Origin of the sequence: Nonomuraea sp. NPDC005692, assembly GCF_040631115.1 — a bacterium.
Classification (GTDB): Bacteria; Actinomycetota; Actinomycetes; order Streptosporangiales; family Streptosporangiaceae; genus Nonomuraea.
Map to the genome: position 1 here is coordinate 26,908 of NZ_JBEXYU010000044.1, position 24,239 is coordinate 51,146.

Annotated in this window: 19 protein-coding genes; 15 read left to right on the forward strand and 4 right to left on the reverse strand. The window is 65.7% G+C overall.

The window, feature by feature from the left end; all coding sequences use genetic code 11:
• Positions 1 to 111: 111 nt before the first annotated feature.
• From ABZ459_RS47445 to ABZ459_RS47465, 5 genes are all read left to right on the forward strand, one after another.
• The gene (locus ABZ459_RS47445) at positions 112 to 1,149 is read left to right on the forward strand and encodes a site-specific DNA-methyltransferase (protein WP_357986273.1); all 1,038 of its coding nucleotides are present in this window, start codon (positions 112 to 114) and stop codon (positions 1,147 to 1,149) included.
• 619 nt (positions 1,150 to 1,768) lie between these two features.
• Positions 1,769 to 2,362 (forward strand): DUF2637 domain-containing protein, encoded by a 594-nt coding sequence (locus ABZ459_RS47450; RefSeq protein WP_357986276.1) that lies wholly within the window; start codon positions 1,769 to 1,771, stop codon positions 2,360 to 2,362.
• Positions 2,363 to 3,109: 747 nt separating this feature from the next.
• Entirely contained in the window at positions 3,110 to 3,895 is a 786-nt protein-coding gene (locus ABZ459_RS47455) for a hypothetical protein (protein WP_357986279.1), read from the forward strand.
• A 417-nt stretch (positions 3,896 to 4,312) separates the two neighbouring features.
• Positions 4,313 to 4,480, forward strand: a complete 168-nt coding sequence (locus ABZ459_RS47460; RefSeq protein WP_357986282.1) for a hypothetical protein — start codon at positions 4,313 to 4,315, stop codon at positions 4,478 to 4,480.
• Positions 4,481 to 5,087: 607 nt separating this feature from the next.
• Positions 5,088 to 6,563, forward strand: a complete 1,476-nt coding sequence (locus tag ABZ459_RS47465) for an AarF/UbiB family protein (RefSeq protein ID WP_357986285.1) — start codon at positions 5,088 to 5,090, stop codon at positions 6,561 to 6,563.
• A gap of 17 nt (positions 6,564 to 6,580) precedes the next feature.
• Here ABZ459_RS47465 and ABZ459_RS47470 read toward each other — a convergent pair whose 3' ends face one another.
• On the reverse strand, positions 6,581 to 8,182 hold the full coding sequence (locus tag ABZ459_RS47470; RefSeq protein ID WP_357986288.1) for a GMC family oxidoreductase N-terminal domain-containing protein: 1,602 nt from the start codon (positions 8,180 to 8,182) through the stop codon (positions 6,581 to 6,583).
• 188 nt (positions 8,183 to 8,370) lie between these two features.
• Between ABZ459_RS47470 and ABZ459_RS47475 the strand changes: the two genes are divergently transcribed.
• The 7 genes from ABZ459_RS47475 to ABZ459_RS47505 are packed head-to-tail and all read left to right on the forward strand — an operon-like array spanning position 8,371 to position 17,644.
• Positions 8,371 to 9,522, forward strand: a complete 1,152-nt coding sequence (locus tag ABZ459_RS47475) for an NAD(P)-dependent alcohol dehydrogenase (RefSeq protein WP_357986291.1) — start codon at positions 8,371 to 8,373, stop codon at positions 9,520 to 9,522.
• Positions 9,519 to 10,478, forward strand: a complete 960-nt coding sequence (locus tag ABZ459_RS47480; RefSeq protein WP_357986293.1) for an acyltransferase domain-containing protein — start codon at positions 9,519 to 9,521, stop codon at positions 10,476 to 10,478. Before ABZ459_RS47475 ends, ABZ459_RS47480 begins: the two co-directional genes overlap by 4 nt.
• 10 nt (positions 10,479 to 10,488) lie before the next feature.
• Positions 10,489 to 10,734: an acyl carrier protein gene (locus ABZ459_RS47485; RefSeq protein ID WP_357986296.1), complete on the forward strand. Its 246-nt coding sequence runs from the start codon at positions 10,489 to 10,491 to the stop codon at positions 10,732 to 10,734.
• Complete coding sequence (locus ABZ459_RS47490; protein ID WP_357986298.1) at positions 10,731 to 13,037, forward strand: beta-ketoacyl synthase N-terminal-like domain-containing protein; 2,307 nt, start codon at positions 10,731 to 10,733, stop codon at positions 13,035 to 13,037. The genes ABZ459_RS47485 and ABZ459_RS47490 overlap by 4 nt, the downstream gene beginning before the upstream one ends.
• Positions 13,031 to 15,397: an SDR family NAD(P)-dependent oxidoreductase gene (locus tag ABZ459_RS47495; protein ID WP_357986301.1), complete on the forward strand. Its 2,367-nt coding sequence runs from the start codon at positions 13,031 to 13,033 to the stop codon at positions 15,395 to 15,397. The genes ABZ459_RS47490 and ABZ459_RS47495 overlap by 7 nt, the downstream gene beginning before the upstream one ends.
• 22 nt (positions 15,398 to 15,419) lie before the next feature.
• Positions 15,420 to 16,748: a wax ester/triacylglycerol synthase domain-containing protein gene (locus tag ABZ459_RS47500; RefSeq protein ID WP_357986304.1), complete on the forward strand. Its 1,329-nt coding sequence runs from the start codon at positions 15,420 to 15,422 to the stop codon at positions 16,746 to 16,748.
• The gene (locus ABZ459_RS47505; RefSeq protein WP_357986307.1) at positions 16,745 to 17,644 is read left to right on the forward strand and encodes an alpha/beta hydrolase fold domain-containing protein; all 900 of its coding nucleotides are present in this window, start codon (positions 16,745 to 16,747) and stop codon (positions 17,642 to 17,644) included. The genes ABZ459_RS47500 and ABZ459_RS47505 overlap by 4 nt, the downstream gene beginning before the upstream one ends.
• A 365-nt stretch (positions 17,645 to 18,009) precedes the next feature.
• Here ABZ459_RS47505 and ABZ459_RS47510 read toward each other — a convergent pair whose 3' ends face one another.
• The 3 genes from ABZ459_RS47510 to ABZ459_RS47520 form a co-directional block, all read right to left on the reverse strand.
• Positions 18,010 to 18,804, reverse strand: a complete 795-nt coding sequence (locus tag ABZ459_RS47510; RefSeq protein ID WP_357986310.1) for a triose-phosphate isomerase family protein — start codon at positions 18,802 to 18,804, stop codon at positions 18,010 to 18,012.
• A gap of 57 nt (positions 18,805 to 18,861) precedes the next feature.
• On the reverse strand, positions 18,862 to 19,437 hold the full coding sequence (hxlB, locus tag ABZ459_RS47515) for a 6-phospho-3-hexuloisomerase (protein ID WP_357986313.1): 576 nt from the start codon (positions 19,435 to 19,437) through the stop codon (positions 18,862 to 18,864).
• Positions 19,438 to 19,563: 126 nt separating this feature from the next.
• Positions 19,564 to 20,091 carry a hypothetical protein gene (locus tag ABZ459_RS47520; protein WP_357986316.1) on the reverse strand — a complete coding sequence of 176 codons (528 nt, stop codon included), beginning with the start codon at positions 20,089 to 20,091 and terminating at the stop codon, positions 19,564 to 19,566.
• A 1,483-nt stretch (positions 20,092 to 21,574) separates the two neighbouring features.
• Between ABZ459_RS47520 and ABZ459_RS47525 the strand changes: the two genes are divergently transcribed.
• The 3 genes from ABZ459_RS47525 to ABZ459_RS47535 are packed head-to-tail and all read left to right on the forward strand — an operon-like array spanning position 21,575 to position 24,226.
• Positions 21,575 to 22,333, forward strand: a complete 759-nt coding sequence (locus ABZ459_RS47525; RefSeq protein ID WP_357986319.1) for a BTAD domain-containing putative transcriptional regulator — start codon at positions 21,575 to 21,577, stop codon at positions 22,331 to 22,333.
• A complete protein-coding gene (locus ABZ459_RS47530; protein ID WP_357986322.1) occupies positions 22,330 to 22,917 on the forward strand; it encodes a hypothetical protein in 588 nt (195 codons plus the stop codon). The genes ABZ459_RS47525 and ABZ459_RS47530 overlap by 4 nt, the downstream gene beginning before the upstream one ends.
• A 1-nt stretch (position 22,918) precedes the next feature.
• Positions 22,919 to 24,226, forward strand: a complete 1,308-nt coding sequence (locus tag ABZ459_RS47535; RefSeq protein ID WP_357986325.1) for an aspartate aminotransferase family protein — start codon at positions 22,919 to 22,921, stop codon at positions 24,224 to 24,226.
• Positions 24,227 to 24,239: the final 13 nt, after the last annotated feature.

Sequence of the window (24,239 nt, forward strand, 5' to 3'; positions counted from 1 at the left end):
GACGTCCAAGATCTCGGGTTCATCCGTTTCGGATGGCCGAAAGGAAGCGAGGTCGTCTCTGACTCCGGTCCTGCGGCTGCTCCTCGGCTATGCCGCCCAGGGGGTGGCGCGATGAGGCAGCCCTACTGGACCGACGGTCCCACCACCCTCTACCTCGCCGATGCGCGGGAGATGCTCGCAGAGCTCCCGGGCGCGTCGGTGGACTGCCTGGTCACCAGCCCTCCGTACTACGGCCTTCGCGACTACGGCGTGGACGGGCAGTACGGCCAAGAGGACAGTCCGGCCGCCTACGTCGAGACCCTCAGGACAACCTTCCGTGAGGCGCGCAGAGTGCTGGCCGATGACGGGACGCTCTGGCTCAACATCGGCGACTGTTACGCCTCGAACTCGGACGGCTGGGCCCGAGGTGCCGGCTACAACGAACTCCAACCCATGGTCCGCCCCCGTTCCCGGCAGTCCGTGCCGCCCAAGAACCTGCTCGGCATGCCGTGGCGCGTCGCCTTCGCATTGCAGGAGGACGGCTGGATCCTGCGGAACGCCATCGTCTGGCACAAGCCGAACGCGATGCCGCAGTCCGTGCTCGATCGCGTCTCCACCCGATACGAGATGCTCTTCCTGCTCGTGAAACAACGCCGCTACTGGTTCGACCTGGATGCCATCCGGGAGCCCTGTGCAGGCGACCGCTCTCTGTCTCGCCGCGCGCACCAGGGCGGCAACGAGCCCAACAGCATCGCGACACCCTGGCCTGATGACGGCAAATACCGCGAGGACCAAGGCGCCTTCTGCGGCAAGCGCCACGGCACCTCCATGTCAGCGACGGGGCAACGGCATACCGCCGGGCACCCACAGGGCCGAAATCCCGGAGACGTCTGGTCCATCTCCACCCGCCCCCTCAAGGCGGCACACTTCGCGGCATTCCCCATCGATATCCCACTACGGGCCATTGCCGCCGGCTGCCGGCCCCACGGCACGGTCTGCGACCCGTTCGCCGGAGCGGCAACCACGGCACTTGCCGCACGGCAACTCAACAGATCATTCATCGGGATCGAACTCAGCGAACAGTTCTGCGAGCTCGCCCGCGCTCGCATCCTTGCCGCCGTCGCCGACTCGACTTCGATGAGTTCCGAGAGTGACTGGAAGGTTACATAGGGCCTGCTCAGGGCCTCCCGAACGGGCTTCGGCGGCGTAGTCTGCAGGGCCTGGTCAACCGCGAAGCGGGCGGTCGGCCTTGCCCGTCGACGCCACCCGATCGATAGAGCGGAAGGCGACGAGATCGAGGCGCGGCAGCCTGAAGCCGTCTGGGAGGTTCTGCGTTGCCCGTTCGAGCGACACCAGCCGTGAGTTCCTCTTGGCATCACGCCAAGGGGGACGAGGCGGGCCAGGCCACCGAGATTCTTCTCCCGGTGGCCTGGTTCGGCCGCGCCTGCACTGAGAACCGGCAATACGATGCCCAATTCGTGCCGCGCCGACCATCTGTCTCTGGCGACGCTCTGGCAGTGGGCGCGTTGCCTGTCGTGCGGTTCATGCCGAGATGGACATGGTGTTCTCAGGCGACGGTCAAGAGGGTCCGGTCGCTTGCGGTGTGGTCGTACTGCAAGGGCCGATCGCCGCAGGCGGGTGACCAGAAGTGAGCGGGGCAGTTGTCGAGTCCGTTGCTCCCGTCCAGAATCCGCCGGGTTCCGAGGGGCACCCCGCCTCGATGACGCGACTGCCAGTCGTGGAGAAGCCGTCGTCAGACCGGTGGATTCGACGTACGACCACAGGAGCTGTGTTCGTACTGGCCGCGATCGCTGCCGTCGTGTCGTACCGGCACATGCGTGAGCTGGCTCTGGCCCACGGCGAGGACGAGCTCGCCGCTGCGCTCATTCCGCTGGCGGTGGACGGCACGATTGTGGCGGCTTCGATGTCGCTCCTCGGCGCCAGCAGGCAGGGGCTTCGCGGCGGTCTTCTCCCATGGGCTCTGTTGATCATCAGTAGCTTGGCGAGCATCGGGGCGAACGTTGCGGTGGCGGAACCGACGGTGATCGCTCGGCTGATCGCCGGCTGGCCCAGCCTGGCGCTTATCGGCGCATACGAGATGTTGATGTGCCAGGTCCGGCAATCTGCTGACCGTGCCGAATCAGGGCGTGGCACCCTCCGCCATGAGACATCGCGGTCGGAAGGGCCGATGAGGGGGTCTTTCACATCGACCTCTTCGGAAGGGGAGCGAGCGCTCCAGCGCAGGGCTTGGGCATGGGCCACGACGATTGCGCATGAACAAGGACAACTTCCAACTGGGGCGGTGATTGCCCGGCAGTTCGAGCGCTCGTCACGATGGGGGCGACTGGTCAAGAGGGCAGGCGCGACGGGGGAATTGGGATGAGCTGATGCGTCGGACGTGCGGGCATCAGGCATTTCGGCTTGGATCGGTCCTTCATTGCTGATCGGTTTCGCTAGGTGCTGCTCCCTCGCGGCGTGGCTGAGGGGGCGTTCGCTGCCGGTGACGGTTGGACGTCACGCGACATGGAGAAACCGTCAGCCGTTGTACTAATCGATCCATGTACTCTGCGTGATAGTGTGATTGCATTCAGCAAGGTTCCTGATTTCCCGCCATCAGGAGGCTTTTCGTGGCTCCTTCCCCCGGATCCGTAGTTCTGCTCTCCGCTGTGCTTGTCGTCGCCTCCGCGCCCCTTATGCCCGCTCCGGCTGTTGCTGCGGCAGCCCCCGGACTCAGCAACCGATATGAGACCTTCACTCCGGCCCGAGCAGGCATATGCGGTTTTGAGACCAGAGGCGATTACGTCCATCTCTCGTCTTCTGTCTGGGAAGCGTCCGGACACGGATGGTGGGTCAACATCAACTGCAACGCGACGACGGCGGTCGTCACAGTGCAGTTGCAGCAGCGCATTGACGGTGAGTGGCGAGATGCCGGTACGGCAGGCAAAGCCACGGTCCGATCCGGCGGTGGTGCTGGCCACCGCGCCACCGGTCGAGCAACATGTCACAGCAGCACTGTGACGGAGTGGCGTAGCGTCATCGACGTGGACGTCGTCAGCGTGCTCGACCCGCCGAACACGCTCACCACGGGCGGGCGGAACATCCGCTGCAGGCAGTAGGACGAGAGGTGACCGTGAGCGTTGCAGTCGACAGTACGATGTTCGCAGCCTTGCATGGCGAACTGACGCCTTACTCATGGCGAGAGTCGACTCCGGCTCCCGACGCCTACAGTCTGTTCGCCGCTCGATCGTCGGCGATGGGATGGCTCACCGAGCCCACCGGAGACGACTGCGGCCTGTGGGGGATGAACGACGCCGGGTTCGACTCTTCGGCCGGTCTTCGACACTCCCGTGCTGCCTGGTTCCAGGTGTCGCTGCCCACGCCGACCGGGGTCGATCGACCGCTGCCTGTCCAGCCGTTCCTGGCCTGTGCACAGAGTGTCGCCGCTCACGTGGGCGTGCTGCATCTGAAGGCCCTTCAGGTTCTGCTGCCGGTGCAAAGCCTGGTCTCGCCTGGAGTCGAGGCCCGGCGCACCGGCGCCGTGGTGCGACTTCTGCAGGAGATCGGCTGGTTCGCCGACCTTCGATCACGGGAGAGAACGCGCGTACGGGTGACGCTGGACGGCGGACAGAATGCGTCGATTCGATCTGTGGCACCGGACATGATCGACTGGCTGCGAGAGCTGAAGCAAGACGTCTTTGACGACTTCTTCCTCACCGACGATGACCCTGTCCTGCTGTGCCCTGCCATTACCGATGAGTTGTGGTTCGGCCCGGCCCTGCACCGGGTGACCGTCGACGGCACCCTGGTCGAGTGGTCGCTGGACAGCCTCGGATGGCTGGCGGCGCTTCTCGCGGAAGCCGGCCGCCGTTATCAGCTCGACTCTCCGCTCATGCTGTCAGCAACTGCTGATGCGTGAATCCGAGTCAGCCATCCATGCGGCAGCGAATCTCCGACGGTGATCGTCGGTCAAACCTGGACCGAGACTCGGGCGCGTCGAGTGAACCGTCACGTCCCAAAGGCTGACCATCGACGAACTCCTGGGCGTCGGCCTCGTCGTCGGTGTGCTTTTCCCTGGGAACACCGCTACCTGGTCAACCTGCTTGGCAAGCCGGGTCACTACGATGACCGCGATGCCTGTGCAATTCTCAACATGGTCATGGGCGACCACCGGATCTGCTTCGTGCGCCGGGGCGACTGTGTCGATGCTGCTCCCTATCGAGTTCATCAGGACTGCGGCGGAGTGGATTCCCCGGTGTAGAGCGGGAGAACGCCGAGCTCCGCGAGACGTTGATCTCCCTGAAAAAGCGGGCGCCTTCCCCGTATCGGAGACCCGATGACGCTCGCCAAGTGCGAGCTCGTCGACGTGGAGAAGGCGCATCACGCAATTGCCCGGATGCGTGCTTGGCTGGGCGTGTCCCGCTCGGGTTACTACGAATGGCGCGAGCGGCCCGGCCGTGGCCACCGCGCGACGCCGGGCGCTGCTGGCCGCGTCGGTCGCTGAGATCTTCGCCCTGCCCGATTGACGGAAACCCGTTCATTGGATTCGAAAGACACTTATAAGCCTCTCGTGAAATCCACACTACTCTAGCCATTCTGTTGATAGAAGAAGCGCAAAGCTGGCGATACCATGCCGAGAGTCCTGACCTTAAGGAGGATGTGCGGGTGTCCAGAACGAGCAGACGCTACGTCGATTATCGAGAGCCAGACACAACTCGATCTCGCCCGAGTGTGAGCCGCTATCTAGGAAACGTCATCGACGAGACGAGAGACTTTCTCGACGACGTTCTCGATCGTGGATACGACTTCGAAAGGGGGGTGCGAAGGTCGGCACGCCGGGCGCTGGACGAGCGGGCTAGCCGTCCACGTCAGAGCCGCCGGGCATACCGCTTTGAGGAGGATGACCACCGTCGTTATGAACTCGACGACGAGTTGAGGCAGAGACTCGGCGAGCTTCGCGACGAACTGAGCCGCCTGTCGCGCAGGCTGGATGACATCTCCGCTTCTCAACAGGACGGCCCGGAGTAGGCGCCCGCGGTGACGTCCCGCAAGAGCTCCGGACAGGGTCGACTTCGGTGAGCGGAGGCCGGTTACACAAAGTCGTGAGCGTCATGGCCGGGCTGATGGCCGAGGAGCTCAAACAGCGAGGCAAGGTGTTCAGGAGCGAGAGAGGTTCAGCCTGGGAGTTCGAGCAGTGGCGTCCCCAGGCGATCAGGAAGGCGTTCGAAGAACTGGGACCGTTCTACACCAAGGTCGGCCAAATCCTGTCAACGCGCCCAGACCTCGTGTCTGAGCCCGTTCGGCAGGAGCTGGGCAAGCTGCACGATCAGGTGACACCGGCCCCGTTCACCGTCTTCGAACCCGTCCTGGAGGAGGAACTCGGTCTGGACTGGCGGCGGAATTTTCGGGAAATCGAGACCGCTAGGCCGCTGGGAGCGGCTTCCCTCGCCCAGGTTTACCGAGTCACCTTGCGGGATCGACGGCCAGCGGTGATCAAGGTGCAGCGGCCGGACATCGAGCCCATCATCCGCGCGGACATGGCCATCTTGCGTCGGGCGACGCGGCTGGTTGGGCGCTGTGCGCCCAAGTTCACCAGCGTCCTGGACCTCGACGCGATGCTTGGCGTGATCTTCGATGCCATGCGACCGGAACTGGACTTCCGCCTGGAGGCCGGCAACATGGATCGGGCACGGCCGATAGTCGGGCAGTTCGAGACGCTGAGCGTTCCTGAGGTGCTGCACGCGACACCGCGGGTGCTGATTCAGGGGCTGGCGCCCGGATATTCGATCAGGGACGCCAAGCGGCCGGACTTCCTATTGGACGAACGCCTGGAGATAGGCCGGGATCTGCTCGCCCTGATGTTTCACAGCTACTTCATCCATCGCACATTCCATGCCGATCCACATCCAGGCAACATCTTCGTCGCGCCGGGGGAGAAGGCATCGATCATCGACTGGGGAATGGTGGGCAGCATTGACCGCCATCTCAGCCACTCGATGGTGCGAGTCCTGCTCGGTCTGGTGCTCAACGACGCTCCCACAGCCGCGAGAGCGTGGACCGAGATGGGGTACCTGACTCAGTGGACGCAGTTGCGGGCGTTCGCCTCGGACATGGCTCTTATCGTGCCCAAGGTGCATGCGGCCTCGCTTGAAGAGCTGAACTTCGGCGTCACCCTCGGCACCGTGCTGAGGCAGTCGGCCAAGCGGGGGATCGCCACCAGTCCCATGGTCTCGATCCTGGCCAAGTCCTTCGCCAATCTGGAGGGGGCGGTCCGCTACCTGGCTCCGGAGCTGATGGTAGTCGAGGTGTTCCAGGAGGAACTGCCCGGCATCCTGTTCGAGCTCGCGGCCGAGCTCTTCTCTCCAGCGCAGACCGCCAAATTGTTCACCGACCTCATGCTGACCGCCACAACCGGCTACGACAGCATCCGCAGTGTCGTGCACGACCTGGCCGATCAGGAATTGTCCGTGCAGGTCCGCAAGGGGTTGCAGCCCGACGTGGGGGGGAGCTTACTCAAGAAGCTCGGCATCGGCTCAGCGTCGCTGCTGGCCGGGGCACTGGCCGTCCACCTGCTGCGCAAGCGCTGATCGGCCATCTGCGCCGATCAGGAGAGCACCAGGTCAGCCGCCTTCTCCCCGATCATGATCGTAGCAGCGTTGATATTGGCTGAAGGAACGCGGGGCATGATAGAGGCGTCGGCCACCCGGAGGCCGTCCACGCCATGGATGCGCAGGTCAGGAGCCACGACGGCTCGCGGATCCGTTCCCATCCGACAGGTTCCCGCCTGATGATGATAGGTGCTGACCGTCTGCCGGACGAACGCCCGCAGATCCGAGTCGTCCTTCACGCTGGGGCCTGGCAGCACTTCGACGCTGCGCCAGTTGCGCAGCGGTGCCTGATCGCCGATGTCGCGGCACATCCGCACGGCCTGCACCAGCACCTCCAGATCAGCGGGCTCGGTCAGGACCTGAGGGTCGGCCCGCACGGCAACATCTGGGTCGGCGCCAGCGAGCCGCAACGTTCCGCGCGACAACGGCCGTACCAGCCCGGCTGCGATGGTGTAGCCGTGACCGGGTGGCGGTAGCAGTCTGGGCGGGTAGACCAGGTGCATCAGGACCGGCATGAGATCCGGGGCCGGCCCCGGATGCCGACCACTGTGGGCAAACAGTTGAGCCTCAGCGAAATTGCGCGTGCGCCAGGGTAGCCAGCGGGCTGACCTGTAGACCACGGGAACCAGCAGATGGTCGTGCAGGTTTTGGCCGACCCCCGGCAGGTCGGTGATGACGGGCAGATCCAGCGCCCGTAGGTGTTCGGCCGGCCCTATGCCACTGCGCAGCAACAGCGCAGGCGAACCGATGACGCCCGCGCACACGATCACTTCGGTGTGCGCTCTGGCGACGTGAGTCCGTGCACTGCCCGTCACGATGCGACCCGGCTTCGACTGGTGGCGCTGCGAGTACTGCACTCCCACCGCGCGACCGGCGTTGAACAGGATGCGGTGCGCCAGGACGCCGGTGGTGACAGTAAGCAACCGGTGATTCAGAAGCGGACCGGCGAAGCCGTTCCAGGCGGAGACGCGTCGCCCGTCGCGGGTGTTGAGGTGATTGCAGCCGACGCCGGTCATGTTCTCGCCGTTGAAATCATGAGTGAGCGGATGGCCGTATTCCTGGGCCGCTTGAAGAAAGGCCAGGGAGAGCGGGTTGGGGTCGGTGATGGGCTCGACGGGCAGCGGGCCGCCGCTGCCGTGGTGGAGCGCAGGGCCGAGCGCATAGTCTTCTGAGCGCTTGAACAGCGGCAGTACGTCCTGCCAGCTCCACCCATGGCAGCCTGCCTGCGCCCAGGCGTCGAAGTCGTGAGCGTGGCCGCGCACGTAGACTGCGGCGTTGACCGCGCTGCCGCCGCCCAGCACGGTACCGCGCGTCCAGCGCAGTCGGCGTCGATACGCCTCTCGCTGCGGGATGGTCGCCAAGTTAGCGGTATGACGGCTCAGCAACAGCAGGGGCCAGCCGCGAGGATCGCGGATGAGTGGGCCGGTAAGGGGACCCGTGTCTGGGCCGCCCGCTTCCAGAAGGTGGACCGAGTGCCCCGCGTCCAGCAGCCTGCGAACCAGGACGCTGCCTGCTGATCCTCCTCCGACCACGACATACTCCGCTGGGGATGGGTCGGTTGTCAAAATACACCTCCATAATCTCAGGTCATCATACACACAATATTCCTTTTCGCACTGTAACGTCTGTTCGTAAAAGGTACAGAGCTTGCTCGATGGTAATTGTGGGGCGCATGCAGTGCGTCAACATGCAAATTCACGCATCATTGACACATGAGTAAATGCATGATTGCCTGAAGAGTGATTTGCTCGCCATGGCAGCCGCGGCAGTTTTATGCCTCGACCTGATGACTGAGCGTGCAGCACAAGTGAGGGAAAGCAGCTCGATGTTGATGACCGCGGCCGTGACCAAGGCGGCCGGAGCCCCGTTTGAATTACGGCAGGTCGAATTGGCAGAACCGTCCGCCGGAGAGGTTCTCGTCCGGCTGGTGAGTTCGGGGATCTGCCGCAGCGACCTCATCGTCCGTGATCAGTGGTATCCGGTGCCTCTGCCCGTCGTGCTCGGACACGAAGGCGCCGGCATAGTCGAGGCGATCGGAGCCGGTCCGGCTGGCGACACGGCGCTCAGCGTAGGCGACCACGTCGTCCTCAGCTTCGATTCCTGCGGCACCTGCCGGTCCTGCCTGCAGGGCGCCCCGGCCTATTGCGCGAACTTCGTACCGCGCAACTTCAGTGGCACCAGGCGGGATGGCACGACCGCGATCCGGCTCGCCGGGGCGCCCGTGCACGGCTTCTTCGGCCAGTCCTCCTTCGCCACCCACTCCCTGGCATCGCTGCGCTGCGTCAGCAAGGTTCCCGAAGAGCTTCCCCTCGACCTGCTCGGGCCCCTGGGCTGCGGCGTGCAGACCGGAGCCGGCAGCGTGCTCAACAGCTTGCGCTGTGAACCCGGCAGTAGCATCGCCGTGTTCGGGGCGGGCGCGGTCGGCTGCAGTGCGGTGATGGCGGCGGTGATCGCCGGATGCGCGCCCATCGTCGCGGTCGGACGTAACCCCGCCCGGCTGCGGCTGGCCGAAGAACTTGGGGCCACCCACACCATCGACCTGGCCAAGACCGATCCCGTCAAGGAAGTGCGGGCGCTGACGGCGAACCAGGGCGTCGACTACAGCATCGAGGCCGCCGGGGTGCCGTCCGTGTTGCGCATGGCGGTCGACTCGCTCACTGCTCACGGTGCGTGTGGCCTGCTGGGGGGCGCCGCTCCCGGCACCGAGGTGGCGTTGGAGATGTCCGGTCTGATGTTCGGCCGTCAGATCCGCGGCATCGTCGAGGGCGACAGTGTTCCCCAGGTCTTCATCCCGCTTCTGGCCCAGTTGCACGCCCAAGGGCGCCTGCCGTTCGACAAAATGATCACCGCTTATCCGTTCGACGAGATCAACCGGGCAGCCGCGGACTGCGAACAGGGCGTCAGCCTCAAGCCGATCCTGCTTTTCGGAGAGCGATGATGGGACGCACGGCCTTGATGTTCCCCGGCCTCGGCTCCTATTTCCCCGCCGCGTTCTCGGCATGCCCGCAGGGGCGCCGGATCGTCGAAGAGGTTGCGGCGCAGGTTGACTCCGCGTCACGGCCATACGGCCTGCCCTCGATGACTCCCGCACTCCTTCACGCGCCCGCCGCAGGCGGACAACCACCCGGCGAGGACCTGATGGTGCTGGCGGTGTTCGCCGCCGAGGTCATCTGCCATCGCCTGCTTGCGCAGAGTGGCAGCCTCGCCGCTGACGTGCTGTTCGGCCATAGCCTCGGCGAGTACGCGGCGCTCGTCGCCGCCGGCGGGCTGTCGGTCACCGACGGCGCCACGCTGCTGTGCGAGCGCGGCGCTACCCTTCGCCGTCATGCCATCCCTGCGGGCGCGATGCTGGCGCTGTCCCTTACTCCCCGGCAAGCCCGCCAACAGGTGGCGGCCTACGGGCAGACAGTGATCGCGGCGATCAACGGTCCGGAACAAGTGGTGCTGTCCGGACCGGCAGAAGAGATCGACCGGCTGCTGCGCGACAGCGATGGCCAGGTCGGCCCCGCCAAGCGGCTGCGTACCGGCGCCTACCCGCAACACCATCCCCTGCTCGCCCGGGCCTACCAGGACTATCTGCAAAGCCTGGGGAGCATCAAGCCGAAACCGCTGAGCTGCCTGGTCTACTCGCCGGTCCTGGGTCGCTATTACCTCGGCTGTGACGACCTCGCCCTGTCTCTGGCCCTGCAGATGATTTTGCCGGTCGACTTTCTGAGCGCCGTCAGAGAACTACACGCGAGCGGCGTGCGGACCTTCGTGGAGTGCGGCCTGAAGCGCACACTGTGCGACCTGGTGGAGGCGGCTGTGCCCAGCGCCCAGGCCATCGCGCCGTTCAGGACGCGAACGACTCCGGCCCACATCCGCGCCACTCTCGGCATGCCCGGCCGCCCATAGGAGGAAAGAGATGAGTCCCACTCGTCAAGAACTGATCGCGCAGCTCAGGACAATGTACGCCCAAGTGCTGGAATATCCCGCAGAGATCGTCACCAGCGACATCGACCTGGAGGCCGAACTCGGCCTGGACTCACTCCAGCACCGGCTCGTCATGGCCCGCGTCATGGACCGTTTCCACTTCACTCCGAAGGATCACGACCAGCCGACTCCCCTGACGGTGGAGGCGATCGCCGATCAACTTCTCAACGCTACGTGAACAGCGAAGGAGGAACGTCGGCGCTGGTAGCAGTGGTCGGGGCGGGCCTGGTCGTGCCCGGCGCGAGCAGTCCAGAGGAATTCTGGAACCTCACCCGGCAGCCCGTGCCGGTCTTCCGCGAGCCACGCCGCTTCAACGCGCGTGACTTCTACTCCGCCGATCCCGCTGCCGAAGACCGTACCTATGGCCGTATGTATGGTGAGATTATCGACTGGAGTCCGCATCCGCGTCTGGAATCCGTCTGGGCACGCTCACGCAGCGATCTGCAGGTGGCATGGTTACGGCACAGCCTGCTCCAGACTCTCGACACCGTGGCCGTCGCAGCAGAAGCGCCGTGCGCAGTGATCGTGGCGGCCAGCACCGAGGCGAGCCACGAACTCGACATCGCCCTGGCCGCGGACCTCGCGGCCGACGGTGTGGCCCGTCTTCTGGACGGCGATCCTGAACAGCACCGCCACCGTCTGCGGCGCGTCCTGGCCGAGGCTGATTCGTGCGCGCAACGGCCCCACGCCGATTTCTTGCCTCATGCTCAGGTACTGCGCGCCGTGGATGGCCTGCTGCCCGGCCACGCCCAAGTCCTTGTGGTGGACAACATCTGCCCTGCCGCGCTCTACGCCGTCGACCTGGGGGTCAAGCGGTTGCTCGACGGTGAGGCCAAGGTCGTGTTCTGTGGCGGCGTGAGCAGCCACGGCCCGCTGCGCCAAGTCTACTTCGCCAAGGTGGGAGCACTGTCGCGCTCCGGCGACGTGCGGGCCTTCGACGCGGACGCCGACGGCACGATGTTCTCCGATGGCGCGGCGATGGTGGCGCTCAAACGCCTGGACGACGCGCGGCGCGACGGCGATGACGTACTCGGACTTCTGGTGGGCTTCGGCGGTGCCAGCGACGGGCAGGGGAAGGCGATCTTCGCGCCGCATTCGCAAGGCCAGGTCAGGGCGATACGGCGAGCACATCTGGTCAACGATCTGCCCGCCGAGCATGTCGCGTGGACCATCGCGCACGGTACCGCGACCATCACCGGCGACCAGATCGAACTGCACTCGATCGCCAGTGCATATCCCGGCGGGACATGGGTGACCTCGAACAAGTCCATCGTCGGCCACACCGGGATGGCCTGCGGCGTCGTCTCGGTCGTCCAGGCGCTGTCCGGCTTGGCGCACGGAACCGTCCCCGTGCAGCACCGCTTCACCGCGCCGCGGGCGGCCGATGCGAACTCACCCGCCAGGATCCCACGGAGAGACACGGCCTTCCCCGAGCCTCGCCCGGTGGTCGGCGTCTTCGCCTGCGGCCTGGGCGGCATCAACGGGTATCTGCTTCTGCAACATCCCGAGCGGCCCAGTCGAGGACTTGTCTCAAGCCCGCCCGCGCTCACCGATGAGGTGGGACTCATCGGGTGGAGCGCTCATCTGCCGGGCGGCCCCGATTGGGAGGAGGTGCGGCGCAATCTCGCCGCCGGCTCGCCGCTGAGCGCCGAGCCGCACTTCGGTGAAAGCTATATGGTGCCGCCCTTCGAGCGCATTCGAGTGGCCCCCGGCATCGCCTCGCAACTCGACCGGAGCCAACTCATGGCGCTGTCAGTGACCGCTGACCTTGCGGATCGGCATGGCCGATTCTGGAAGGGGCTCGAGGAACGCACCGCCGTCTTCGGCGCACACTATGGCCCCACCCATCTCGCCTGCGACTCGGCGTTGCGCTGCTTTGCCGACCGCATCGAGCACGCCCTGGCCGGGACCGACGAGGATCCGGCTGGCGCCGCCTTCTTCGCCCGGCATCGCGACACGACCCCGCCCATCGGCGCCTACACCCTTCCTGGCCGGATGCCCTGCGTGGCATTGGGCTGGATCGCCAACCGGAACAATTTGCACGGGCCCACCATGATGGTGGACTCCGGTCTCTCCTCCGGACTCAGCGCCCTGCACGTCGCGATCGCCTACCTGCGGCGCGCCGAGGTTGATCTGGCCCTTGTGATCGGCCTCAACACCGGCCCCGCCGAGCAGCATGCCCGCCATCACAGCGTGGACCCTGGTCAGATCGCGGAGGGCGCGTTCCTGCTGGTTCTCACCCGGCTACAGCTCGCCCGACAACGCCGCTGGCCGGTTTCCGCGCTGCTACGCGCCACCTCCCCCCCTACCGTCTGGGCGGCACCGGCCTGTGCGCCGCAGCGGCCCACCTATCTGGCCGCCGACGCGATTGTCGACGTGCTGCGCGCCGCCGAGGCCGGCACGGCCCGCACCATCACCGGCCCGTACAGCCCGGCGATCACCATCGTCCCGCAGACGAGCGGACAAGGAAGGCCATGCTAGAGCGCCACCTGGCGGTGTTTCATCCGCGGCCGGGCATGCCCATCCGGCCCCCCATCCCTGCCCTGCCTCCGGGCACGCTGGTCCTCACCGACACACCCTGTCTCGCCGAGCAGATCTCCGCCATGCCGGAGGCGACTCAGACGACGGTCGTGTGCACTGACCCCAGCGCTCGGACAGGTCAGATCATCACGCACGCGACCGAGGACACCTTCGTCGGCACACCCGAGAACGCCCTTGCACGGGTGTGTGCGATCACGTCGCTGCACGACGCCCCTTGGCCGAGATCGGTCCCTGAGCGGCTGCTCACCTTGCAGGAACTGCTGTTCCTGGCCGCGCGCCGGATGGCCACCATCACCGCACCGGTCGGCAGATCGCTGGCTGTCTTGGTGCTGGATCCGCTGCTCCGCGGCGTGCCACACCCGCACTCGGCTCTGCTGACGGGGTTCGTCAAGTGCGCCACCTGGGAGCTGACCGGCCACGAGACGTACGCTGTCGTCACCGACGCGCCGATGGATCAGGCGTTCGGCCAGCTCGAGGTGGAGTCCACGTATCAGCGGGGACTGCCCGTCGCCCATTATCGGCACGGTCGGCGGTGGGAGGAACGGCTTGTTCCTGCGCCGCTCACCGCGGCGAGCGGCGCACCGGTCCTCACTGACGACAGCATCGTGGTGGCCGCAGGTGGTGCGCGAGGTATCACCGCGACCGCGCTGCTGGGCCTGCTCGGCACTGCCCGGCCGACCCTGTGGCTGCTGGGCAGCACTCCCGCGACCGACCTCACCCGCTCGACGACACTTCCGGAAGGTGTCGACCGCGCCAGCTACATACGCGAGAGCCTGCGCCGTTCACCTGGCTCTCACCCCGCCGAGCACGGCAAGGAGTACGAGCGGCTGCGCCGCATCGCCGAGATGCGGCGGATGTTGAGGGCGATGAGAGCGCGCTGCGGCGCTGCGAACGTGCACTATCTCACCTGTGACGTCACCGACCCGGCGGCCGTGGACGCAGCCGCCGCACAGGTGTATGGGGCGCATTCACGCGTGGACCTGCTGGTCAACGCCGCCGGCATCGGCGGCGCCCGCGCGCTCGCCGGCAAATCCCTTGACGTCTTCCGCCGCGTGCGCGGCGTGAAGATCGACGGATATCGCCACTTGAAATCGGCCTTCTGTTCGCCGCCTCCCGAGCTGTGGTGCAGCTTCAGTTCCATCGCCGGAGCCATCGGCCTGACCGGTGAGAGCGACTATGGCCCCGCCAACGACCTGCTGAACCTGGCCGCCCGCTATGAAAGTACCCACTTCGGATGTCGTGAGCTTGCCATCTGCTGGACCATGTGGGGCGAGTCCGGGCTCGGGCCTCGTTCAGGTTTCACCGAATACACCCGTTCTACCGGACGGCTCAGTCTCCTGTCCGATCTGGAAGGGCAGCGGCTGTTCGGCGACGAACTCCGCGCAGATCGGGGCCCGCAGCACGCGGTGATCGTGCACCTGGGCCTGGCCGAACACCACACGATCCGCACGCAGTTTCCCCGGCTGCCCGCCGACGGCAACGCCTACCTCACCATGCCCGTCGAAGGAAACGGAACCTTGGTGTCGTGGAAGCTGGATCTGCGCGGCCACGACTATCTGCGCGGCCACCGGCGCCGCGGCCGTTGCATTCTGCCCGGGGCGCTGGCCATCGAACTGGCGGCCCAGGCGGCATCCTGGCTCACCGGAGGAGCACCACTCCTGGTCGTTCGCGACGCATGGTTCCGCGCCCCCATTGCCCTGGCGCCCGAGCGGAGCGAGTACCATCTCCTTGCCTCCTATGCAGACGGCGTCGTACGCGCAGAAATCCGCTCCAGACCCGCGCCCGCCCTGCGATCGAGCCTGCACTTCCAGGCCGACATCGTCACTGACCTGCCGTGGGTGCCGCATGCCGCCGACTCTGCCGTGCCCGTCCTCACCACTGCCATCGAAGCGCTGGACAGCATCAGCGGCCACGGGGATCCGACATCAGCGGACACCGAGTTCGCGAGGCCGTTCGACGGCCTGCGCGACGTCCGGTACGCCGCCGACGGCGTGCGAGCCACCTGGCGGGCGGAACTGCCCGAGAGGCAACAGCAACACTTCTCGCTCATGCGGCTGCCCTGGCTCCTGCTCGACGCGGTCCTGCAGGCGGCCGGCACGACACCGGGCTCCAGCCGCCGGCCCACCCCCCATCGCATCCTCCGCATCGAGCCAACCGCTCAGCTCAACGACCTGCAGGTGCTCAGCCGTCATCCCGCCGGAGTTCCGGTGGCCGCCACCCATGGCGGCATTCAGGCCATCGCCACGACACCGCAAGGCGAGGTAATCATCCGGATCGATGGGTTGGAACTGGCTCCCTAGCACGGCCGACAGGAGACGACAGATGTTCACCGCCAACCGTCACAGCATTCGTGACGACGCCGACGAAATGAGCCCAAAGGACCAGATGGTCTGGCGCCTGGAAACCGGCCATCGGGCCAGGCCGGTCATCCTGGCCATCATGGAATTCGACGGCCCCCTGGACTGGCAGGAACTCATCACCTGGCATGAAGGGCTGATCGCACTCATGCCACGCATGCGTGCCAAGGTCGTCAACCACCGTGGGCTCCTTCGCCGGTCCCACTGGACGCCAGACCCCGACTTCGAACTGTCCCATCACCTCAAGCGGGTGCCGGTGAAGGGGAAAGGCTTGCAACGAGACCTGCTGGACACCGCGGAGACCCTGGCCGAGGTGCCCTTCAAACACGGTAGATCCCCCTGGGACGGCTACCTGATCGAAGGACTGGACGGCGGCCGCTCGGCCTATCTGCTAAAAATCTCCCACAGTATGGCCGACGGCATCCGTCTGCGCGAGTTGTTCTTGCGCCACGCCGCCAACGACGCCACCCACGCCGGTGCGGACTGGTCCGTCATCGACCCGATGCTCCCGCCCGCCCCGCCACAGCGAGAGAAACGTTCGTGGTGGGACCTGGCCAGGCGCGGCGGCAAGGCCGGATGGTTCCTCGCGCAGGCCGGGCGCGACATGCTCAACCTGCCCCATCCAGTACCCCCCGCCGACGGCCACTTCGCCAGGCGCTTCTACACCACAGTCGTACCGCTTGCCCCCTTCAAGCAACTGGCCCTCGCCGGCGGTGGCACCGTTCACGACGCGCTGGTCGCCGCCGTCATGGAGGGCTGCCGGCGCTACAACCAGCATCATCGGACGGCACGAAGGCACATGCGGGTCTTCTCCCCATACGGACGTCCGCCGACAGGCGGCGGACACGATCCCGCGCTGGCGGGCAACCACTGGTTCATCGTCCGCTTCGCCGTCCCCGGTAACGTGCCTGAAATCACCGATCGCATCGCCATGGTCCGCAACGCCGTCAAGACGGCCTACCATCGTGACTCCATCGACTGGATGGGCGCCATCGCCACCCTGTCACCGTTGATCCCGCAGGCCGTGTTCGAAACCGCCTTCCTGCGCCTGTGCGCCTCCCACGACTTCGTCGTCAGTAACATGGCCGGCCCGGACGCACCTCTGAGCATCGGACGGGCTCAGGCCACCCAGATCTACGCCATCGCTCCCACACTCGGCTCCGCGCTGACCGTCACCTTGCTGTCGTATCGCCACTCCTGTCACCTGACTGTCAACATCGACCCGAACGTGATCCGTGACTCAGATCTGTTGGGTCAGTGTGTGGCTGAGAGCCTGGCGGTCACGATCTCGTGATCTCGCTGCCCGCTTGGCTGATGGAGCGGCTGGTACGCCTCGCCCTGAAGTCCGTGATGAGCTCGCCTCTTCCGCTGAGGCTTCAGCGCGCGTGGGTCGCAATGATGGCGTGGGCCATCCCCGTCCCCGCCGCCGTGCACGTCAGACGCACCACACTCGGGCATCTGGATGCGCTCGAGGTGACGCCACCCGCCGAACCCACAGGTACGGTCCTCTTCCTGCACGGCGGTGGATTCGTGGCCGGAACCCCCCGCCTGGCACTGTCTCTGGCCGCCCATCTGGCCCTGGCCGCCGATGTAGCCGTCTTTCTCCCGCATTACCGGCGCGCCCCCGAACACCCCTATCCCGTTCCTGCCGAGGACGCGAGCGATGCCTATTGCGCGCTGCTCGCCTGTGGGAAGTCGCCTGACAGCCTCGTCATCGCCGGCGACTCCTCCGGAGCGGCACTCGCCCTGGAAGCGGCGATGAGAGCACGTGATCTGCACGCAAGGCCGGCGGCCGTCGTGCTGCTGTCGCCCTGGACAGCGACGGCCGTCCGGCACTCGGCTGTTGACCCGGTGATCTCCCAACGCGCCCTGCGGCTCTCGGCCGCCCTGTACCGAGCAGGAGCATCACCCGAGCAGGTTTCTCCTGCCCTGCGTCCGCTGGCAGGGCTGCCCACATTGATCATCTATTGCGGAGAGCGGGAAATTCTCCGAGACCAAGCGCGGGCCCTTGCCGAACGGGCCAGAACTGAGGGGGTGCCGGTCACTTATCGATTCACCCGCGGCATGTGGCATGACTTCTACCTGTTCGCCTCCCTCGTCCCCGAGGGCCGAGCAGCGATTCATGAACTGGCCGATGTCATGGGGACAGCTCTGGCCACGAGAAGGGCCCATCCTGATGCAGCCGGCTGAAGTGCCCGACACAGCGAGACGTGACCGTCACCCCGCATCCTGCGCCGCCACGACGTCCCCAGCCGTGCCACCCGGCCCAGCACCCGCTGCCATGGTGCCGCACCCGGCGACACGATCCACGCGGACGTCGACGACTCGGCCACATTCCCGACGGCGGCTGGCGCCCGCACGGCCGCAGCGAACGGATTTGTGGCCAAGTAGGGGAAGCCATGCACAGCTGCGTCAGTTGGAGCTCATTTCGCTGGGCTTTCCCGCCGCCAACTCTGGTCAGATCACGACCGAACGAGGCGCGAAGCACTGCAACCCGCATGCTGGTGACCTGCCCGTCAAGAGGCGCGGTCGGCATCCAGGCGTCGAAGTAGGGTTCAGCGCTGTTCGAGGACTTCGTTCAGGATGCGTCGGCGCATGTCGGTGTCGTAGGCGGCGCGCCCGAGACCGATTCCGTCCAGACGTACGGTGGAGGCCAGTCGGGTGATTACTCCTGGCATCACGGCGCCACCGTACAACAGGCGGGTCGGCCCGGCGCGGTGCGCGGTCTGCTGGGTCACTGCGTCGAACACGGCTGCCACGTCGGCGGGGTCCGCGGCCCTGTCGCCGCCGATCGTCCATGCCGGCTCGTACATCACCGCCAGCGCGGCGTCGGGGGGTAGCTGCCGTAGGACCGGCTCGATCTGGGCGATCACCACATGTGTCACTTCAGGGCGGCTGCAGGGCCGGCTCTCCCCCACGCAGAGAACCGGCACCAGCCCCGCCCGTGCGGCGGATTCGGCCTTCGCGGCGATCAGAGCGTCGTCCTCGCCGAAGACGCGCCGCCGGTCGGCGTGCCCCACCATGACGTAGGCACAGCCCAGTTCGGCCAGCAGCCCCGCGCTCACCTCTCCGGTGCATTCCGGTACGTCAGGCCACAGGTTCTGGGCGCCGTAAGCCAGCCCGCTGCCCGCCAGAAGCCGACCGATCTGCCCCAGTGCCGGATAGGGCCCCAACACGAACAATCCCACCGCAGCGAGCCGGTCCGACTCCTGCAGCAGAGAGCTGATCCAGCTTCGCAGACCATGCATGCCCAGCCGCATTTTCGTGTTCGTCACGGTGAGAAAGTCCGGTAGGGGCCGTGGCACCATGCTGGACGGCTTACCGTCGGATGTCTCGGCGTTGTCGGGCATCGCTCCTCCACAAGGTTGGTCATGACCGGCCATCGGGTTCGAGCGGAGGGCCGGCCGTCATTCGAGATTCGTGTGTCTGTCGCGCATCTCGTCGGTCTCGATGTCAGCAAGCTTCTGCATGGTCAGCACCACGCTGTCGAAGAACAGATACGCCGCCTGCTCGAAGAGCGTGCCCATGAATTGCTCGCTGTCGCAGGAGTCATAGCCGCCACGCCCCTCAGGCAGGGTGACGACGAGATCCGCCAGCCAGGCCAGCGAGGAGTGTTCGGCTGCGGTCACCGCGACCACCCTCGCCCCGGTCTGTTTGGCGGTCTCGGCCAGGACCAGCACCGTCGGTTTCTCCCCCGAACCGCTGCACGCGACCAGGAGGTCACCTGGGCCGATGCTCGGAGTCGTCGCATCACCGGCGACATGGGCGGTCAGTCCCAGGTGCACCAGTCGCATGGCGAAGGATGCGACCGCCAGTCCCGACCGGCCGGCACCGGTGGTGTAGACCGCTTTCGCCTCGCGTAATTCATTGATGAAGTCGGCTGCGACGGTACGGTCGGCCCGGCTGAGCGCCGTTTCGATCTCTTTGAGCACTCGGTGCAGGCTCTGGCCGAAGACCAGCGCGGTGCTTTCATGATGACCCATGGCGTTGCTAGTCCAATCAGGTCGGTCCGTCAGGCCGGCAGTTGAGGCCGGCGAGCGAGGCGAGAAGGCCCCGACGCTACTGCGTACATGAGATCAGGCCCGCGTATGGCCGACCTGATCTCGGTATCACAGGTCGGTGAAGACCACCTCGATGGCCCCTCCGAGGGCGTCGACGTCGCCACGCAGGCACGCCGTCACGTCGAAGTCGAGCACGGTGGTCTGCAGGACCATGGTGCCTCCTGCATAGGGGCCGCTGATCACCTCACCTGTCAGCAGGATGACGGTCACCCCGACCGGGCGCGGGCTGATGGTGATTTCGGGGTAGCTCGCCTTGGTGACCTCGCCGGTGTTCCAGGTGAAGGAGAACACCCCCATGCTGGGGCCGCCGGTCAGGCAGTTGATGTTCCCGGTGGAGTCGGCGTGGAACTGTCCTCCGGTGATGTTCTGGGTGTTGGGCAGGCATCCGGTGACCGTGCCGTTGATGTCGAGCGCGACCTGCTGGGTGACCGGACTGAGCGGAGGGTCGTAGGTGCTGGTGATGGTGCCCAGCGGACAGGTCAGGATTCCGTCGCTGCCGGCGGCCTGTGCGGGCAGCGGGAACAGGACCAACGACAGCAGAGCTACGGGGACCAACCGGGTCAGGAATCGTTTCATCGAGGGCTCCTTACAGGAGTGAGGGAGGATCGGGCCGGGCGAGGCTGATCAGTAGGCGACCCCCACGGAGGCGACGGTGTTGCTCGCTGTAGTCGCAGAAGGTGCCGGGAGGACAGATACGAGTGGCAGTGCCGGCTCCAACGGTGCTGGTGCCGGAGACAGCGGATACCGTCTCGACCATCCCGCCGGGAAGCGGATCGACGTAGGTGAGGCTCCCGCTGAAGGTCACGGTGCGGACCAGGTCGTCGCTGGGGTCAAGGAAGCCGACGGCGTAAACGGGGAAGTCCCGGCGGTGAAGTTGACCTGGATGTCGTGGTGGACGGTCTCACAAATCACAGCGAACACATCTTGCGCGTGCGTGCTGCTGCATGTGCTGGAGAGGGCCCGCGCAGCTGTCGGTCGAGGCGGCGGTAATAAAGGGTAGGGTGCTGACCGCTGCCCTGATGAAAGGGTGCAGTGAGCGATGGCGCATGAATGGGTACCCGCAATGGGATGCTCCATAAAGAGGGGAAGGATAGGATCCCTTCCACCGGAGGCGGCCCTCGCCAGGGGCAGCCCACGCTGCCACTTGGATCATGGCGGGGCCATATGCTCCCGTGCGACAAAAATGCCGCCAAAAGATAAGTGCGTCCTCACTCTGAAGAGACTTCTCGCCTTTCGATCGGCCCTGAGCAACCACGACCAGCCACCTGGCGTGGTCGGTGCTTCGAGTGGCGGCCGCGCATGCCGGCTGACATCAGACCGAGGAAGAAGGACCGCCATTCTTCCAGCGCGTGGGTAGACCGGCACGAGTGTGAACGATCGATGTCGGGTCCGAAAGGGGCTGCGCGTACCGGCGGAACATTCTGACCTAAGAGCCCTGTTCGTTCGGCGAATCGCTGAGCAAACCCTTTCCCCGCGCGAAACTCGGCTGGAGCCGGCACTGGACGGACGGAGTGGTGCGCTCGGCCTTGGTGAGGCTGTTGTGCTCACTGGTCCGGGGCAGTGAGCACAACAGAGGGGCAGATGATGAGCACGATACGCATGTTGTACGGGCTCTCCGCCCTACCCTCACCTTCGCGCCGAACAACGTTCTCCGGCACTGTGCCCTCGAATCTTTTGGGGGCCAGGCCCGTGGCTAGAAGGGCTCACTCAACTCAATACTCGCAAATCGATCAGCGCTGTTACCGGGCTTCTCTCGGGCGCTTGCTGTTAGGAGGGGGAACGCGGCGCGCGCGGGCTCGAGGGCGGCCGTAGGGCGGCAAACCATGCGGTCGGCGATGTCAGAGTCGCGTCAGCGCTGTGTCACCTCCATGTCATCGACAGTGGGTAGGCCGGGAGCTCCGAAGAAGTCGGAGACGGTTGCGACGCTCAAAGACAAGGGCCATTGATCAGAAGAGTTTGCAGAGTATTGTGAAGCGCGCTCCCGGCGCGACTCCGCCGAATGATCTTTTATCTTCTCTCCCCGCTTTGGCGAAATGAATCATTTGAGATGAGGGCCGAAATGATCTCGTTTGACTTGCTGGGGCTCGTGGAAGTCAGCCTGAACGGCGATCGATTTGAGATCACCGGCCGGAAGAGGCGCAGTCTGCTTGTCGTTCTGCTCCTCAAACACGGTGAGGTGGTGTCCGTGGATGATCTCATCGTCGAGCTTTGGCGGGGTGATCCACCGGATCATGCGGAGAACGCCCTGCACGCGCATGTATCTCGACTGCGGCACACCGTGAAGCGGTGGTGTGCCGACTCCGGAGTGCCGATAGAACTGCAGACTCGGTTTCCGGGATACGCGTTGCTGGTCTCGGGCGACCATATCGACTCCGTTCGGTTTGATGAACTTTGTGCGAAGGCCAGTGCTCTGCTGTCCACCAGTCCGAAGGATGCGATGGCACTGCTCCGCCAGGCGCTCGAACTGTGGCGCGGCCCGGCGCTGCAGAACGTGCCGTCCGCTCCGATGAGAGATCAGGCCGCTCAGCGGTTGGAGCGTCAACGGATGCTGATGACTGCCAGCTTTGTTGAGATCAGTCTCGACATGGGCCGTCACATCGAGATCATTCCTCAGCTCGAGGCACTGGTGCTGCGGAATCCGCTGGAGGAACGGCTCTACTCCCAGCTCATGTCCGCCCTCTGCCGGGCGGGCCGCCCGGCGGACGCGCTGGGCATCTACCACCTTGCCCGAGTGGCTCTCGCCAGAGAAGCCGGCCTGTCGCCGTCGCCCGCGCTCGAAAGGCAGATGCTCCACATTCTCAACCGTTCCCAGGCTTGAGCGCCTCGTTCAGAGGCGGCTTCGTTACCCACCGACAGAAGGGCGAGGTCCCGATGGGAGAGCACGACCAAGGGCTGTTGATCACGACGGAACAGGCCTCCTCCGCACTGGCAGAACTGGGCCACGCAAGTGTGTGCGAGAGAGGAGACGGCATCCCCACGGATGCATACCTGCTCGGCGCACTGCTGGCGGCCGTCGAGGCCGCCTGCCAGGACTTACGACTCAGCCGGCTGCGCGACGTGGGGACGGGTTATCTGGCCATGCTGCTCGAGCTGGCCGGACACGACGGGCAGGCTGCCGCGCGATGGTGGGCGGTCATGCTCAATGACCGGCTCAACCGCACCGCCCTCGAGCTGCCGGAGGCGCTTGCCGTTCACGACCGGATGTTCGTCGAGGTCGCCGGACCGGCCATGCTCGTGGCCGCAAACCTGCTCAACGTCATCAATCACGCCGATCGCACGCCCGAACTGCTGGACAGGACGATCACCACAGCAAGCAACAACCTGGAAGCCGCTCGCAGCAATTTCGACCTGCTCCGTGATGCGCTGCGGCGTCAGGACCGCGCACGCGAAAGGACTCCGTAGCATGGAATCGCACAGCCCCAGCAACGAGAACCTGCTCAGACGCCACCGCGCGGTGCTGCCGCCCTGGGTTCCGCTCTTTTACCAGAACCCTCTGGAGATCGTCGAGGGCAGAGGGCGTCGGGTCACCGACTCGGACGGGAACGACTACCTCGACTTCTACTCGGGCATTTCCACCAATATCCTCGGGTACAACGTCCCCGAGCTCCGCGAAGCCCTGGAAACACAGCTGCGCACCGGGGTCGTGCACACCTCCACCTTCTATCTGATCCGTGCTCAGATAGAAGTCGCCGAGCGGATCGCGGCTCTGTCCGGCATCCCTGACGCCATGGTCTTCTTCACCTGCTCCGGTAGTGAGGCGGTGGAGACCGCGCTGCTTCTCGCCACGCACTACCGGCAGAGCCAGCAGATCATCGCGCTCCGGTACGCCTACCACGGACGTACGTTCGGTGGATTGTCGTCCACCGGCGATCGGTCTTGGCAATCGCAAGGGCTGTCTCCCCTTCGAGTCGCCTTCGCGCGTAGCGGCGAGCGTAAACACGGAGGCATGGAAGCGTTCGACGACTCGCAGTATGTGCGCGCATGCGTCGAGGACCTTGAGGAGCTGATCAACACCGCCACGCCGCAGGGCACGGCCGCCATGATCGTCGAACCGGTCCAAGGTATCGCCGGTGCGATTCCCCCCGCACCCGGCCAACTAGCCGCTTACCAGGAGGTATGCAAGCAAAACGACATCCTGATGATCTCCGACGAGGTCCAGACCGGATGGGGACGGACCGGCCGCTATTGGGGATATCAGTGGTACGGGATCGAACCCGACATATTGACCTTCGCCAAAGGCGTCGGAAACGGCCTGACGATGGGCGGTGTGGTCGCCCGCAAGGACATCATGTCGGCATACGACGCACAGTCGATCTCTTCCTTCGGTGGCAACCCCCTGTCCACCGCCGCGGCCCACGCCACACTCGACTACATCGACGCGCACGACCTGCCGGCCCGCGCGGGGAGAACCGGTGCCCTTCTGCTGGAGGGGCTGCGCCAGGAGCTCAAGGACGAGCCCTGGGTGTGCGAGGTCCGCGGGATGGGGCTGTTGCAGGCCGTCGAATACACCCATCCAGGGACGACGCGCCCGGCTCCTGAGATGGCGACGGACATTCAGGAGCACTGCCGGGAACGAGGGCTCCTGGTGGGATCTGGCGGAACGTTCCACAACTGTGTCCGGATCATGCCTCCGTTGACCCTCGACGAGCAGGAGGCGCGAGAAGGCATCGCCATCATCGCGGAGGCCACGCGCCGAGCACGTCAGGGCTGACGTAGAAGCAGAC